The 13,927-nt window shown below is 73.9% G+C and carries 12 protein-coding genes and 1 pseudogene; 5 read left to right on the top strand and 8 right to left on the bottom strand.

All coding sequences use genetic code 11. The annotated features are described in order from the left end of the window. Nucleotides 1-27: 27 nt before the first annotated feature. On the bottom strand, nucleotides 28-1,242 hold the full coding sequence (locus BLW47_RS01600) for a DNA recombination protein RmuC (RefSeq protein ID WP_091550462.1): 1,215 nt from the start codon (nucleotides 1,240-1,242) through the stop codon (nucleotides 28-30). Between the two features lie 79 nt (nucleotides 1,243-1,321). Between BLW47_RS01600 and BLW47_RS01595 the strand changes: the two genes are divergently transcribed. Then, entirely contained in the window at nucleotides 1,322-2,056 is a 735-nt protein-coding gene (locus tag BLW47_RS01595; RefSeq protein ID WP_091550460.1) for a hypothetical protein, read from the top strand. Nucleotides 2,057-2,075: 19 nt separating this feature from the next. Here the strand turns inward: BLW47_RS01595 and BLW47_RS01590 are convergent, their stop codons facing one another. The 6 genes and pseudogenes from BLW47_RS01590 to BLW47_RS01565 form a co-directional block, all read right to left on the bottom strand. Beyond that, entirely contained in the window at nucleotides 2,076-3,017 is a 942-nt protein-coding gene (locus BLW47_RS01590) for an alpha/beta hydrolase (RefSeq protein ID WP_091550457.1), read from the bottom strand. 96 nt (nucleotides 3,018-3,113) lie between these two features. Beyond that, complete coding sequence (gene valS / locus BLW47_RS01585; RefSeq protein WP_091550455.1) at nucleotides 3,114-5,702, bottom strand: valine--tRNA ligase; 2,589 nt, start codon at nucleotides 5,700-5,702, stop codon at nucleotides 3,114-3,116. Between the two features lie 43 nt (nucleotides 5,703-5,745). Then, entirely contained in the window at nucleotides 5,746-6,876 is a 1,131-nt protein-coding gene (locus tag BLW47_RS01580) for a serine hydrolase (RefSeq protein WP_091550452.1), read from the bottom strand. 249 nt (nucleotides 6,877-7,125) lie between these two features. After that, nucleotides 7,126-7,641, bottom strand: a complete 516-nt coding sequence (locus BLW47_RS01575; protein WP_091550450.1) for a methylated-DNA--[protein]-cysteine S-methyltransferase — start codon at nucleotides 7,639-7,641, stop codon at nucleotides 7,126-7,128. A gap of 77 nt (nucleotides 7,642-7,718) precedes the next feature. Continuing rightward, a pseudogene (locus BLW47_RS01570) lies at nucleotides 7,719-9,236 on the bottom strand (DNA-3-methyladenine glycosylase 2 family protein); the annotation flags it as partial. 65 nt (nucleotides 9,237-9,301) lie between these two features. Beyond that, nucleotides 9,302-9,826 (bottom strand): helix-turn-helix domain-containing protein, encoded by a 525-nt coding sequence (locus BLW47_RS01565; protein WP_091550446.1) that lies wholly within the window; start codon nucleotides 9,824-9,826, stop codon nucleotides 9,302-9,304. Between the two features lie 80 nt (nucleotides 9,827-9,906). Here BLW47_RS01565 and BLW47_RS01560 point away from each other — a divergent pair, with 80 nt between their 5' ends. Together BLW47_RS01560 and BLW47_RS01555 are read left to right on the top strand one after the other, a co-directional pair. Next, entirely contained in the window at nucleotides 9,907-10,245 is a 339-nt protein-coding gene (locus tag BLW47_RS01560) for a hypothetical protein (protein WP_091550444.1), read from the top strand. 41 nt (nucleotides 10,246-10,286) lie between these two features. Continuing rightward, a complete protein-coding gene (locus tag BLW47_RS01555) occupies nucleotides 10,287-11,222 on the top strand; it encodes an alpha/beta hydrolase family protein (protein WP_091550441.1) in 936 nt (311 codons plus the stop codon). 30 nt (nucleotides 11,223-11,252) lie between these two features. On the opposite strand, the gene BLW47_RS01550 is transcribed toward BLW47_RS01555, so the two are convergent. Then, nucleotides 11,253-12,173, bottom strand: a complete 921-nt coding sequence (locus tag BLW47_RS01550) for an EamA family transporter (RefSeq protein ID WP_091550438.1) — start codon at nucleotides 12,171-12,173, stop codon at nucleotides 11,253-11,255. Between the two features lie 79 nt (nucleotides 12,174-12,252). On the opposite strand from BLW47_RS01550, the gene BLW47_RS01545 reads away from it, so the two are divergent. Beyond that, on the top strand, nucleotides 12,253-12,786 hold the full coding sequence (locus BLW47_RS01545; RefSeq protein WP_091550436.1) for a MarR family winged helix-turn-helix transcriptional regulator: 534 nt from the start codon (nucleotides 12,253-12,255) through the stop codon (nucleotides 12,784-12,786). 11 nt (nucleotides 12,787-12,797) lie between these two features. After that, complete coding sequence (gene ychF / locus BLW47_RS01540; protein ID WP_091550433.1) at nucleotides 12,798-13,883, top strand: redox-regulated ATPase YchF; 1,086 nt, start codon at nucleotides 12,798-12,800, stop codon at nucleotides 13,881-13,883. Nucleotides 13,884-13,927 lie beyond the last annotated feature (44 nt).

The following is a 13,927-nucleotide window of genomic DNA, read 5'->3' as shown; positions in this document are numbered from 1 at the left end:
GCTCGGCGGGCGTCCCTGAGTGGTTACTCAGCGCTGCGGATCGGGGCCGAGCTCGCCCGCGCCGAACGGCTCCGAGAGGGCGACCAGCATCGGCTGCTCGACCAGCTCGGGCGCCTGCGGCTGTCGCGGCGCCACCTCGACCTGGGCGGGCGCCCGCAGCTCGTCGGCGGAGACGCCGAGATCGGCGAGCTTGCGCGCGCTGACCAGCACCCGCGCCTCCAGTGAGCCCACCGCCCGGTTGTACGCGGTCACCGCCCCGCCGAGCGCGCCGCCGAGCTTGCTCACGTGCTCGCCGAGCGTGGCCAGCCGGCCGTACAGCTCGCGGGCCAGGGTGTGCACCGCCGCGGCGTTGTGCGCCAGCGCCTCCTGCCGCCAGGCGTACGCCACCGTGCGCAGCAGCGCGACCAGGGTGGCCGGCGTCGCGAGCACCACGTTGCGGGTGAAGGCGTGCTCCAGCAGCGTCGGATCGCGTTGCAGCGCGGCGTCGAGGAACGGGTCCGCCGGCACGAAGAGCACTACGAACTCGGGGGTCTGGGCGAACGCCGACCAGTAGGACTTGGCGGCCAGCGCGTCGACGTGGCCGCGCAGCGCCCGTGCGTGCGCGTCGAGCTGCGTGTCGCGGGAGCGCTCGTCGCGCGCCTCCATCGCCGTCAGGTACGCGTCGAACGGCGCCTTCGCGTCGACCACCACCGAGCGTCCACCGTGGAGGCTCACGACCAGGTCGGGCCGGACGCCCTGGTGGTCGGTGCTCGCCGTCACCTGCTCGGCGAAGTCGCAGTGCTCCAGCATCCCGGCGGCCTCCACGATGCGCCGCAGCTGGTGCTCGCCCCACCGGCCGCGCACCTGCGGCGCGCGCAGCGCCGCCACCAGCTGCTTGGTCTCCGTGCGCAGCTCGCCGGAGACCGCGCTCATCGACCGCACCTGTTCGCGCAGCTCCGAGTAGGCGTCCACCCGGTCCCGCTCCAGTTCGGTCACCCGGACCTCGTACCGGCGCAGCGTCTCGTGCAGCGGCGCCACCGCCCGCGCCACCGCCTCCTGCGACTGCGCGGTCGCCTCGTAGGAGAGCGCGCGCAGCGACTGCTCGAGCCGCCCCTCACCCTCGCGGGCCGCCTGCAGTGTCGCGTCGAGGCGCGCGATCTGCGCCGCGGAGCGGGCACGGGCCGCCACCCACCCCAGCGCGCCGCCCGCGCCGAGGCACACCACGACCACGGCCACCGTTGAGAGATCCACGTCGGAAAGCATGCCAAACGGGTACGACGCGCGCCCGTTCCCACACGCCGGGCAGCGGCCGCCGTTTCGCGGCGGAGCTACTGTCGTACGCATGGAGCCTGTCTTGCTGATCGTGCTCGTCGCGCTGTTCCTCGGTGGTGTGCTGTGGTGGCGGGCGGGTGCGGCGCGGCAGGCGCGGGCCCTCGCCGACGCCCGGGCCGACGCGCAGCGGTGGTACGAGCGGCTCGGCGGCCAGGTGATGAACCTGCACGGCGACGCCCCGGCGGTCCGCCAGGCGCTGGTCGACGCGGGGGAGCGGTACACCGCGGCGGGCAGCCAGCTGGAGCAGGCGCGCACGCTGCGGCAGTACGAGCTGGCGCGGGAGACCGCGCTGGAGGGGCTGGCGTACGTGCGGGCGGCGCGGACCGCGCTGGGCATCGACCCCGGTCCCGAGCTGCCGCCGCTGGCCGCGGCGCGCGGCGTGGGACAGCTGACGCGGGAACGCGAGGTCACCGTGCAGGGGCAGAGCTTCCGCGCCGGTCCCCACCCGGGCGCGGGCACGCCCCACTACTACCCGGGTGGGTACTACCAGGGCCGCCCGGTGCCGGCCGGGTGGTATTCGCAGCCGTGGTGGAAGCCGGCGCTGGCGGGCGCGGCCGGGGCTATCGGCGGGCTGCTGATCGCGGACGCGCTCTTCTCGCCGGCCTTCGGCGATGCGTTCGGCTTCGAGGCCGGCTACGACCAGGGCTTCGCCGAGGGCGCCGACTTCGGCGGCGGTGATTTCGGCGGCGGGGACTTCGGCTTCGGCGGCGGTGATTTCGGCGGCGGTGATTTCGGCGGGGAGTGACCGCCGGGACGCCTGCGGGTCAGGCCACCGTCGGCACGCCGGCGGCGAGCATCGACCGCAGGCGGTCGTCGAAGTCGATCGGGAACGCGTGTCCGAGTCCGGGCACCAGTTCCAGCTGCGGTGCCACCCCGGCCGACCGCAACTCGTCGACCGCGGCGAGCGCCTCCTCGCGGACGTCGTCGTCCGTCGCGCCGAGCAGCACGTGGCCGGTCAGCCCCCGTTGCGCGGCGGCGGCGGCGATCCGGTGGTCAACGTGGTCCGGGCCGATGGCCGGGCCGACCGCGATGAACCGCCCCGGTTCGCCCGGCCATCCGGCGAGCGCCCACCGCATCGCCTGTCGCGCCCCCGCGGAGAAGCCGGCGACCACCAGGGGCAGGCGTTGGACGTCGGACGGGAGCGTGGCGAACGCCGCCGTGATGTCGCGGGTGCCGACCGCCGGGTCGGGCCAGGACCGGTACGTCGGGGTGTGGCGCTGGGACGACTCGATGGCGACGAGCACGTACCCGGCGTCCACCGCGGCCTGCCACTGCTGCATCGCGTCGTCCGCGTCCTGACCGGCTCCGTGCAGCGCGACCAGCACGCCGATCGGGGGACCGGCGGGCCGGCGCAGCACCGGCGGTCGCGGCTCCGTGCTCGCGCGCACGGCCCGGGCGTGCGACTCCTCGACGAGCTCCGCGAACCCGTCCAGCTCCTGCACGCTGGCCAGGTCCTCGTCGTCGACGAGGATGCGCCGGTGCCACCAGCCGCCGACGTCGAACGCGGTACGCAGCTCCGCGAGCGCCTCGTCGGGACGTCCGGAGACGGCGAGCAGGCAGGCGGCCAGGTGGGCCAGGTCGGCGCGCCAGGCCGGGAGCTGCGGCATGGCGGCCCGCACCAGCGCCACTCCTTCCGGGTGGCGCCCGTGCAGGTAGAGCTCGACCACCTCGTCGGTCAGCGCCCGGTAGCGATCACGATCGGTCACCGCGCCATCACACCACACGGGTGATCACTTCGCACCGGTGGCGCAGTGGGGTCGGCCCCTGCTTGTGCCCAAGACGACACCGCAGGGGCCCACCCGTCAGAAGGCACAGGCGATGACCAGTTCGGGGGTGCGGTCCGGGAGGTAGTCGAGCTTGCCGATCCGGCCGGCCGTGCGCACGTCGTCGTCGACCACGGCCAACTGTTCCAGCGTCGCGGCCGGCCCGAGCGCCTCCGCCAGCGGCACGTCGGTCCGCATCGACAGCTTCCGTTCCGACTTCGCCCGGCGGACCTGGGCCAGCGCCTCGCCCGCCAGCCGAAGCAGCGTCGGGTCGCCGTCCCGGCCCGCCCGCTCGATCTCGTACGTGGTGGGCCACGGCGCGCGGTGCACCGAGCCGTACCGCCACCACGACCACACCTCCTCGGTCACGAACGGCAGGAACGGCGCGAAGAGCCGTAACTGCGCCGACAGCGCGGTGGCCAGCGCGGCCCGGGCCGACTCCGCCCCGGGCCCGCCGCCGTACGCCCGATCCTTCACCAGCTCGATGTAGTCGTCGCAGAACGTCCAGAAGAACGTCTCGGCGGCCTGCAGCGCCGCGGTGTGGTCGTACCCGTCGAACGCGGACGTGGCGGTGGCGACCACCTGGCAGAGCCCGGCGAGCATCGACCGGTCCAGTGGCGCGGTGACCGGGGCCCGCAGCGCGTCGCCGGCGCCCAGCCCCAGCGCGAACTTCGACGCGTTGAGCAGCTTCGTCGCCAGCCGCCGCCCGATCCTGATCTGGTCCGGGTTGAACGCCAGGTCGGTGCCGGGCCGCCCGCTGGCCGCCCAGTAGCGCACCGCGTCCGAGCCGTGCTGCTCCAGCAGCGCCATCGGGGTGACCACGTTCCCCTTGGACTTCGACATCTTCTTGCGATCGGGGTCGAGGATCCAGCCGGAGAGCACCGCGTCCCGCCAGGGCAGCACCCCGTGCTCCAGGTGCGCGCGCACCACGGTCGCGAACAACCAGGTACGGATGATCTCCTGCCCCTGCGGTCGCAGATCCATCGGGAAAACCCGGTCGAACAGGTCGGCGTCGCTCTCCCACCCGCCGACGATCTGCGGGGTGAGCGACGAGGTCGCCCAGGTGTCCATCACGTCGGGGTCGGCGACGAAGCCGCCGGGGCGGCCGCGTTGGGACTCGACATAACCGGGCGGACACTCCGAAGACGGGTCAACCGGTAGCAACGACTCGTCGGGCGTGAGAGGCTGGGAGTGGTCCGGCTCGCCAACGTCGTCGAGCCGGTACCAGACAGGGATCGGCACGCCGAAGAAGCGCTGCCGGCTGACCAGCCAGTCACCGGTCAGGCCCTTCACCCAGTGCTCGTAGCGGTGCCGCATGTGTTCCGGCACCCAGTGAAGCTGCCGCCCCCGTTCCAGCAGCGCCTCCCGCAGTTCGGCGTCGCGACCGCCGTTGCGCAGGTACCACTGCCGCGTCGAGACGATCTCCAACGGCAGCTCGCCGCGCTCGTAGAACTTCACCGGGTGGCTGATCGGGCGCGGCGCGCCGATCAGGTCGCCCGACTCGGCGAGCAGCGCGACGATCTGCCGCCGCGCCGCGGCCACGGTCCGGCCGGCCAGCGCCGCGTACGGCTCGGCCGGCACCCCGGACGGCGGGTCGGGCAGCAGGCGACCATCGCGGCCGATCACCACCCGGGTGTCCAGCCGCAGCTCCCGCCACCAGGTCACGTCCGTCAGGTCCCCGAACGTGCAGACCATCGCGATGCCGGTGCCCTTGGCCGGGTCCGCCAGCGGGTGCGCGCGGATCGGCACCTCGACCCCGAACAGCGGGGCGCGGGCGGTGCCGCCCACGAGGTCCGCGTAGCGCTCGTCGTCGGGGTGGCAGACCAGCGCCACGCAGGCCGGCAGCAGCTCGGGCCGGGTGGTGTCGATCAGGATCTCCGGCTCGGGCAGGCCGTGACTGCCGGGCGCGGTGCCGGCGGCCCGGAACCGCAGCGTGTGGTAGGCGCCGGGCCGCTCCCGGTCCTCCAGCTCCGCCTGCGCCACCGCGGTGCCGAAGCCGACGTCCCACAGTGTCGGCGCCTCCGCCGTGTACGCCTCGCCGCGCGCGAGGTTGCGCAGGAACGCCCGCTGCGAGGCGGCCCGTGCTGCGCGCCCGATCGTGCTGTACGTCAGCGACCAGTCGACGGAGAGCCCCAGCCGCCGCCACAACGCCTCGAACGCCTGCTCGTCGTCGGCGGTCAGTCGCTCGCAGAGTTCCACGAAGTTGCGGCGGGAGATCGACGTCGGGTTGTTGCGGGCCTCGGCGCTGATCGGCGTTGCGGGCGGCGCCCACGCCGGGTCGTACGGCAGCGACGGGTCGCAGCGCACCCCGTAGACGTTCTGCACCCGGCGCTCGGTCGGCAGCCCGTTGTCGTCCCAGCCCATCGGGTAGAAGACCGTGCGGCCGCGCATCCGCTGGAAGCGCGCCACGGTGTCGGTGTGGGTGTACGAGAAGACGTGCCCCATGTGCAGCTCGCCGGATACGGTCGGCGGCGGGGTGTCGATCGCGTATACGTCCGAGCGGCTCTTCGAGCGGTCGAACGCGTACGTGCCCTCCTCCTGCCACCGGCGCGACCAGGTCTCCTCCAGCCCGTCCAGCGTCGGGCGCTCGGGGAGTCCGGCGCGCGTGGTCCTCGCCGTATCCGTCATGCGTCGATGCTACGGACGGGTCGCCGCCCCGGCCCGGCATATTTCAGTCGGGCGCGTCCGCCTCGGCGAGGCCGTCGGTGGGCGCGGGCGCGACGTGGTCGTAGACCGCGCGGGCCAGTTCCCGGACGAGTTCGGTGCCGGGGGCCTCCGGGCCGGCGGTCAGGAACGCGACCGCCACCTCGCTGCCGGGGATCAGGTAGTACCCGACGTCGTGCGCGGCGTCCTCGAGCTCGCCCGTCTTGTGCGCGACCGGCGCGTCGGGCGGCAGCGCGGCGGGGATCTTCGTATCGATTGTCTGCCCGCGCATCAGATCGATCATGAAGTCGCGGGACGCGGGGGAGAGCAGCCGCCCCTCCCAGACCGCTGCCAGCAGCGAGACCACGTCGACCGCGCTGGTGTAGTTCCCCCGTGCCCTGGGCGACGGGTCGTAGAGCTTGCTGCCCAGCTGCGTCTGCTGCTGGCCGAGCGCGCGGATCAGCGCGTTGACCGGCGCGACTCCGCCCAGGGTGTCGATGAGGACGTTGGTGGCGGTGTTGTCGCTGACGGTGATCATGAGCTCCGCCAGTCGGCGCACCGGAACGCGTTGGGGGAGCTTCTCGTCCCGCAGATCCCCGGCCCCGGCCACGACGTCCCGCCGCTCCACCAGCACCTTCTTCTCCAGCGACAGCCGTCCACAGTCCACCTGGCGGAGCAGTTCGGCGAGGATCCACAGCTTGATCACGCTGGCCGCGGGCGGTCGGAAGCTGCCGTTCACCGCGATATCCCGGAAGCCGTACCGGCCGGAGAGGTCGCGTACGGCCACGCCCGCGCGGTTGTCGGCGGCGTCGACGATCTCGCGTAGCCGCTTCGTCAGCGCGCCGAGATCCCGCGGGACCGGAAGCGCATCCGGCGGTGCGCCCCGCGCATCCGGCGGCGCTCCGACCGCCCCGGCAGCCGCGTCGGCCCGCGGCATCCGGGCGGCGCGTCCGGCCGCGACCCGCCCGCTGGCCACGGCACGCACGCATGTGCGAGCGGGCGTGGTGCGGGTCGGGGTCTCGGCGGCTGCCGGGGTGTCGGAACGGACGCCCGGGGCGGCAGCGGCCGGGCCGACCTCGGCGGCGGGATCGGGCGCGGCCGTGACGAGTGAGAGCGACAGCACGGCGGCGACGATCGTGGCGCGGCGATGAGTCAACATGGGTCGCCTTCCGAGGAATCCGCCCGGGCGTGGGCAGTTCGGACGGTAGCTCACCGCGGCGCGACGGGCGGACCCGGCGACGGGGCGGTCATCGGTCCGGCAGCCGGGACGGGCCGACGGGGTGGCGCGCCGGGCCGCCGAAGGCGGAGCACCGTCGTCCGTTGGGGGCGGCCGGGCGGAAACCGGTTGCGCCCACAGCGATCAGTGTTACGTGAATAAATCTCCGCTCTGCGGAGCCGACCGTGATGATCAGTGCGGTGCGCTCCAGGGAGGTGACTGCCGTTCATGACCCAGAAGCCACGTCTTCACGTCCAGGCCCCACCGGTAGCCCCCGAGCGTGCCGTCGGTGCGCAGCACGCGGTGGCACGGGACGAAGAGCGCGACCGCGTTGCGGGCACATGCGGCGGCCGCGGCCCGCACCGCGCGCGGTCGGCCGGCCAGGGCCGCGAAACCGGTGTACGTGACGGGATCGCCGGCCTTCACCCGACGCAGCGTCCGCCACGCGTGGCCCATGAACTCCCCGCCCGAGTGCTGCTCGACCGGCACCTCGTCGATCGCCGCCAGCTCGCCGTCCAGATAGGACCGTACGGCGTCGGTGACCGCGCCGAGCTCCGGCCGCGACCGGACGGGCCCGCGCAGGCCCGGATGCACCAGAGCGGTCAGCTCATCGACGTGCGCGGTGAAGCCGGCGGCGCGGACCGCCCCGGCCGGGCTGACCAGAATCGTGAGCGGTCCGGCAGGGGTGTCGACGGTCGCGCTGTTCATGCCTGCTCCTTGGGTTTTCCACTGGCCGGGTCTGCTTTCCGCTCGTGACCGCGGGGCTCGCTTCGCTCACTCCTCGCGCTCGCGGACCACAGGCGGACAACGGCGTACGAGCGCCAGGGGCGCCAGCGCGCCGCGTGCGCCTCGAGGGATGTCGCGTCATGGGGCAGGCCGAGTGCCCGGGCGCCGCGGCGTACCGCCAGATCGGTGCCGAGGAGGACGTCCGGGTCGCCGAGCGCGCGCATCACCACGTACGCGGCGGTCCACGGTCCGATCCCCGGCAGCGCCGTCAGGGCCCGGGTGACCTCGTCGGGGTCGGCGCCCGGATCGAGGTCGAGGCCGCCGTCGGCGACGGCCCGCGCCAGCGCCCGCAACGTCTCCCGCCGCGCCCCCGGCATCCCGAACGCCTCGCCCGGCAACGCCAGCAGCTCCGCCGCCCCCGGAAACGCCCCCAATCCGCCCTCCCCGCCGGGTTGATCAAGGGGCGGGCGGCGCGGATGCACGGGCGAACCGCTGCCGATCCCTTGATCAACCGAGAGGGGCGCGGAGACGGTGGGCGCGGCTGCGGTGGCCAGGCGGGAGAGGGTGGTGCGGGCGGCGGTCACCGAGATCTGCTGGCCGACGATCGCCCGGACCGCCATCTCGAAGCCGTCGACCGCGCGCGGCACGCGTACGCCGGGATCGCGGGCGACCGCGGCGGCGAGCGCGGGGTCCGCGCCGAGCGTCGCGTCGACGGCCTCCGGGTCCGCGTCCAGGTCGAACAGCCGGCGGCAGCGCGCCACGGCCGGCGCCAGGTCGCGGACGTCGGCCAGTCGCAGGGTCGCGGCGACGTGGCCCGCCAGCGGCGTCAGCGCGACTGTTGCGGGGCCGTGCGGGAGCAGGAGGCCGCGCCGGTACGTGCCGTCGGAGACCTCCTCGACGCCGGGCACGGCGCGCAGCGCGAGAAACTCCAGCAGCGCCGCGGCGTGCAGCGGCGGCCGGTACGCCAGCCGGAGGCTGATGGTGCCGCCGCCGGTGGGATCGGGGCCGCGGCGCCGGCGTACCGAGTCGCGCAGCTGCGACGGGGCGACGCCGTACACCTCGCGGATCGTGTCGTTGAACTGCCGGACGCTGCCGAAGCCGGCCGCGAACGCGAGCTCGGCGAGCCCGAGCCCGGTCGTCTCGATCAGGGTGCGGGCGGTCTGGGCCCGCTGCGCGCGGGCCAGCGCGAGCGGCCCGGCGCCGAGTTGCGCAGTGAGGATGCGGTGCAGGTGCCGTTCCGTGTAGCCGAGGCGGCCGGCCAGACCGGGCACGCCCTCGCGGTCGACGACGCCGTCGGCGATCAGTCGCATCGCCCGGCCGGCGAGGTCGCCGCGCTCGTCCCACTGCGGCGAGCCGGGGGAGGCGTCCGGTCGACAGCGGCGGCAGGCGCGGAAGCCGGCGCGCTGCGCGGCCGCGGCGGACGGGTAGAACCGCACGTTGCCGGGCTTCGGCGTGGTGGCCGGGCAGGACGGCCGGCAGTAGATGCCGGTCGAGGTGACACCCGTGTAGAACCAGCCGTCGAAGCGCTGGTCACGGCTGTCGACGGCGCGGTAGCACCGCTCGAAGTCGAGTTCCACGCCGTCGATCCTGCCCCGCCGCCCGCCGGATTGACTGGCGGGAATCGGACGCGGCCCTAACGAGGTCATTCGCCGGGCATCAGGATGGTGGAGAGCAGCCGGCGGGTCCGTCCCTCGGCGGGCTCGTGCGCGAGCCGCGGCGCGAAGACGGCGGCCAGGTCGCCGATCAGGTCCCGCAGCTCGTCGTCGGTCAGGTACATCGCGGCCTGCCGGTAGCCCACCAGGTCGCGCTCCAGATCCACGTCCTGTCGGGCGAGGTAGCGGTCGTAGTCGCCCAGCAGCGCGGCGACGAACGTCATGAACGCCCGGCGGTGCTCCTCGACGCTCATCGCGGCCGCGTCGGCCCCCCTGACGACCGTGTTTCCGGAGCGCAGCCGGTACGTGCGCTCGACCGCGCCGCGCACCCGGCGCTCGGCGACCACCTCCAGCACCTCACCGTCGGCCAGCGTCCCCACGTGCCGGTAGAGCGTCGCCGGTGGCACGTCGGGCAACTCGTCCCGGAGCTCGGCGGTGGTCAGCGCCCGGTCGCCGAGGAACACCTGGACGATCCGCAACCGCACCGGGTGCAGCAGAAGATCCGCGCTCGCCATGCCGCCAATGTTCTCATATTTGACATCGTTATCAAAGGCGATAACAATAGTCCCGAACAACGAGACAGGGGGAACCAGTCATGAGCACGGTGACGATCACGGCCGACGCGATCGAGGTCCGACTGCACGCTGCGGAGAAGGCCGCCACCCTCCGGGGAAACCTGCGCGTTCCGCGTACCGCCGTGTCGTCGGTGGAGGTCGTCGAGGACGCGCTCGCCGCCACCGCGGGGTTGCGAATCGGGCTCGGCGTGCCCGGCCACCGCAAGCTCGGCACCTGGCACAGCCTGCACGGCAAGGAGTTCGTGGACGTCCGCAAGGGGCAGTCGGCCGTGCGCATCCGCCTCGCCGGCCACCAGTACGACTCCCTGCTGCTCGGCGTCGACGACCCGCAGGCCATCGTCCGGACGCTCGACGCCTGACCGGCACGCTCCAACTCCGCGCCACACGACCGGGAGACGCCGTGCGCGACATCGCCCTCCGCTTCACCGCCGCCGACCAGACCCTGGCCGGCACCCTCACGCTGCCGGCCGGCTCCGGGCCGTACCCGGCGGTCCTGCTGATCTCCGGCTCCGGCCCGCTCAACCGGGACTCCGACCACCGCAAGGGCGCGTTCGGGGTCTCCCGCGAGCTCGCGGCGGCGCTGGCCGAGGTGGGCGTGGCGTCGTTGCGGTACGACAAGCGGGGCGTGGGGGAGAGCACCGGCTCGTTCCTGGCCGCCGGGTTCACCGACAACATCGCCGACGCGCGGGCGGCGCTCGCCGCGCTCGCCGCCCGGCCCGAGATCGACGCCGCCCGGGTTTTCCTCGCCGGACACAGCGAGGGAGCGCTGATCGCGACCGCGGTCGCCGGTTCGGGCGCGCCGCCGGTCGCCGGCGTGGTGCTGCTCTGCGGGGCCGCTCGCACCGGGGCGGAGACGCTGCGCTGGCAGGCCATGCGGCTGCTGCCCGGCCTGCCGGCGCCGGTCCGGGCCCTGCTGCGGCTCACCCGTACCGACTTCGTGGCGAAGGTGGCGAAGAACCACGACAAGCTGCGGGCCACCACCACGGACGTCGCGCGCCTCGGCGGCGTACGCGTCAACGCCCGCTGGTTCCGTGAGTTCCTGGACTACGACCCGGCGGCCGACCTCGCCGCGATCCGCGTGCCGGTGCTCGCGGTCACCGGCGGCAAGGACCTGCAGGTCGATCCCGACGACCTGGACGCGATCGCCGCGCTGGTGCCGGGGCCGGTCGAGATCGACCGCCCCGCCGACCTGACCCACACGCTGCGCCGGCAGCCCGGCGAGCCGCTGCTGCGCAAGTACCGCACCGAGCTGCGCGGTCCCGTCGACCCGCAGCTGCTGTCCCGGGTCACCGGATGGGTCGCGGCGCGCGCCGCCGTGCGCGGGGCGGCGGCGTGAGCCGCGCGCGTGGACAGGGGCCGGTCGGGGTCAATCCGCGATCAACACGGGGCGCGGGTCCGGCCTGTGGGCCGACGGTCGGGGGCGTTCGCCGCGGGCCGGGAGCTGCCCGGCCGCGGTCGCGGCCAGCGCGACGGCGAAGCCGACGGCCTGCGACGCCGTCAGGGTCTGGTCGAGCGCGACCCAGCCCAGGATCGCGGCGGTCAGCGGGCTGAGCACGCCGAGCAGCGACACCTGCATGGCGGGCAAACGCTGCGCCCCCCGGAACCACAGCGCGTACGCCACCGCCGTGCCGGCCAGGGTCAACCAGGCGTACCCGACCGCCGCCGACCCGTCGAGCGCCGGCGGCGCGCCCTCGACGGCGAGCGTCAGCGGCGCGAGCAGCAGTCCACCGGCGGTCAACTGCCAGCCGGTGAGGGTCAGCACGCCGACGCCGTCGGGCCGCCCCCAGCGCCGGGTCAGGACCAGGCCGGCGGCCATCACCGCGGCCCCGCCGAGTCCGGCCGCGACGCCGAGCGTGTCGAGCGCGGCGCCGGGGCGGATCACCACCAGCGCCACGCCGCCGGCCGCGGCCAGCGCGGCGAGGAGCCGGGCCGGTTGCAGGCGTTCGGCGAGCGCCACGGCGGCGAGCCCGGCGACCAGCAGCGGCTGGGTCGCGCCGAGCACGGCGGCGACCCCGCCGGGGAGCCGGTAGGCCGCGAGGAAGAGCAGCGGGAAGAACGCGCCGATGTTGAGCACGCCGAGCACGGCGGCGCGGGCCCACCAGCGCCCGGTCGGCAGTCGCCGGGTCACCGCGAGCAGCAGCAGGCCGGCGGGGAGCGCGCGGGCAGTGGCCGCGAGCAGCGGCCGTTCGGGGGGAAGCAGCTCCGTGGTCACGAGGTACGTGGTGCCCCAGGCCAGTGGGGCCGCGGCGGTCAACGCCACGTCGGCGGCGGTGCGGTGCGACATCATCAAACCTCCTTAGTGATAAGTAGCTTAGCACTAAGGTAATTAGCTGGAAGATGCTCTCGGGTAAGGCAGGATGTGGGGCATGACCAGCGACGCGGTGGACCGGATCGTCGAGCAGTGGCGGCGCGAACGCCCCGACCTGCGGCCGGAGCCGATGGCGGTGTTCGGCCGGATCTACCGGCTGGCGCGGATCGTCGGAGACGCCCAGGAGAAGGTGTACGCACGCTGGGGGATCACGCGTGGCGAGTTCGACGTGCTCGCCGCGCTGCGCCGCGCCGGCATCCCGTACACGCTGTCGCCGAAGGCGATGACCGCCACGCTGATGCTCACCTCCGGTGGAATGACCGGACGGCTCGACAAGCTGGAGCGCGCCGGGCTGGTCACGCGCTCGCCCGACCCGGCCGACCGGCGTGCCCTGCAGATCACACTGACCGAGTCCGGCAAGCGGGTGATCGAGGAGGCCGTCGGGGCCGGTCTGGAGGTGCAGCGCCGGGCGCTGGACCGGCTGCCCGAAGCGGACCGGGCCCGCCTCGGTGACCTGCTGCGGGACCTGCTGGCAGCCGTGGAGACCGCACCCGACGAGCGCGACGCCGGGCCGGCGGCCGACGCCGCGTAGACTGGCCGCCCGTGAGTCTCACCATCGGCATCGTCGGCCTGCCCAACGTCGGCAAGAGCACGCTCTTCAACGCCCTGACCAAGAACAACGTGCTCGCGGCGAACTATCCGTTCGCCACCATCGAGCCCAACGTCGGGGTCGTCGGCCTGCCGGACCCGCGGCTCGACAAGCTCGCCGAGATCTTCGAATCGCAGAAGATCATCCCGGCGCCGGTGTCGTTCGTCGACATCGCCGGCCTCGTGAGGGGCGCCTCCAAGGGGCAGGGGCGGGGCAACGCGTTCCTCGCCAACATCCGCGACGCCTCGGCGATCTGCCAGGTCGTCCGCGTCTTCTCCGACCCCAACGTCGTGCACGTCGAGGGCAAGGTCTCGCCCTCCGACGACATCGAGACGATCAACACTGAGCTGATCCTCGCCGATCTGCAGACCATCGAGAAGGCGCTGCCGCGGCTGGAGAAGGAAGCCAAGCTCAAAAAGGACCGCGCGCCCGTACTGGCCGCGGCGAAGAACGCCGCCGAGCTGCTCAACGGCGGCACCACGCTGTACGCGGGTGCGGCGGGCGCCGGCATCGACCTCGCCGACCTGCGCGAGCTGCACCTGCTCACCACGAAGCCCTTCCTGTACGTCTTCAACGTCGACGAGGGCGAGCTGGGCAACTCTGAGCTGCTCGACGAGCTGCGCGCGCTGGTCGCGCCCGCCGAGGCGGTTTTCATGGACGCCAAGGTCGAGTCCGAGCTGATCGACCTGCCCGCCGACGAGGCCCGCGAGCTGCTGGAGTCGATCGGCCAGTCCGAGCCGGGGCTCAACCAGCTCATCCGGGTCGGGTTCCGCACGCTGGGGCTGCAGACGTATCTGACGGCCGGGCCGAAGGAGACGCGGGCCTGGACCGTCCCGATCGGCGCCACCGCGCCCGAGGCCGCCGGGGTCATCCACTCCGACTTCCAGCGCGGCTTCATCAAGGCCGAGGTGGTCTCCTTCGACGACCTGGTCGCGGCCGGATCGATGGCCGCCGCGAAGGCGGCGGGCAAGGTGCGGATCGAGGGCAAGGAGTACGTCATGCAGGACGGCGACGTGGTGGAGTTCCGCTTCAACGTCTGAAAGACGCCCGTCATCCCAGGTCAGACGGCCGCGGCTGGCAACAG

The organism is Micromonospora pattaloongensis (genome assembly GCF_900107255.1).
Lineage (GTDB): Bacteria > Actinomycetota > Actinomycetes > Mycobacteriales > Micromonosporaceae > Micromonospora_I > Micromonospora_I pattaloongensis.
This window is presented reverse-complemented; position numbering and strand designations above follow the sequence as displayed.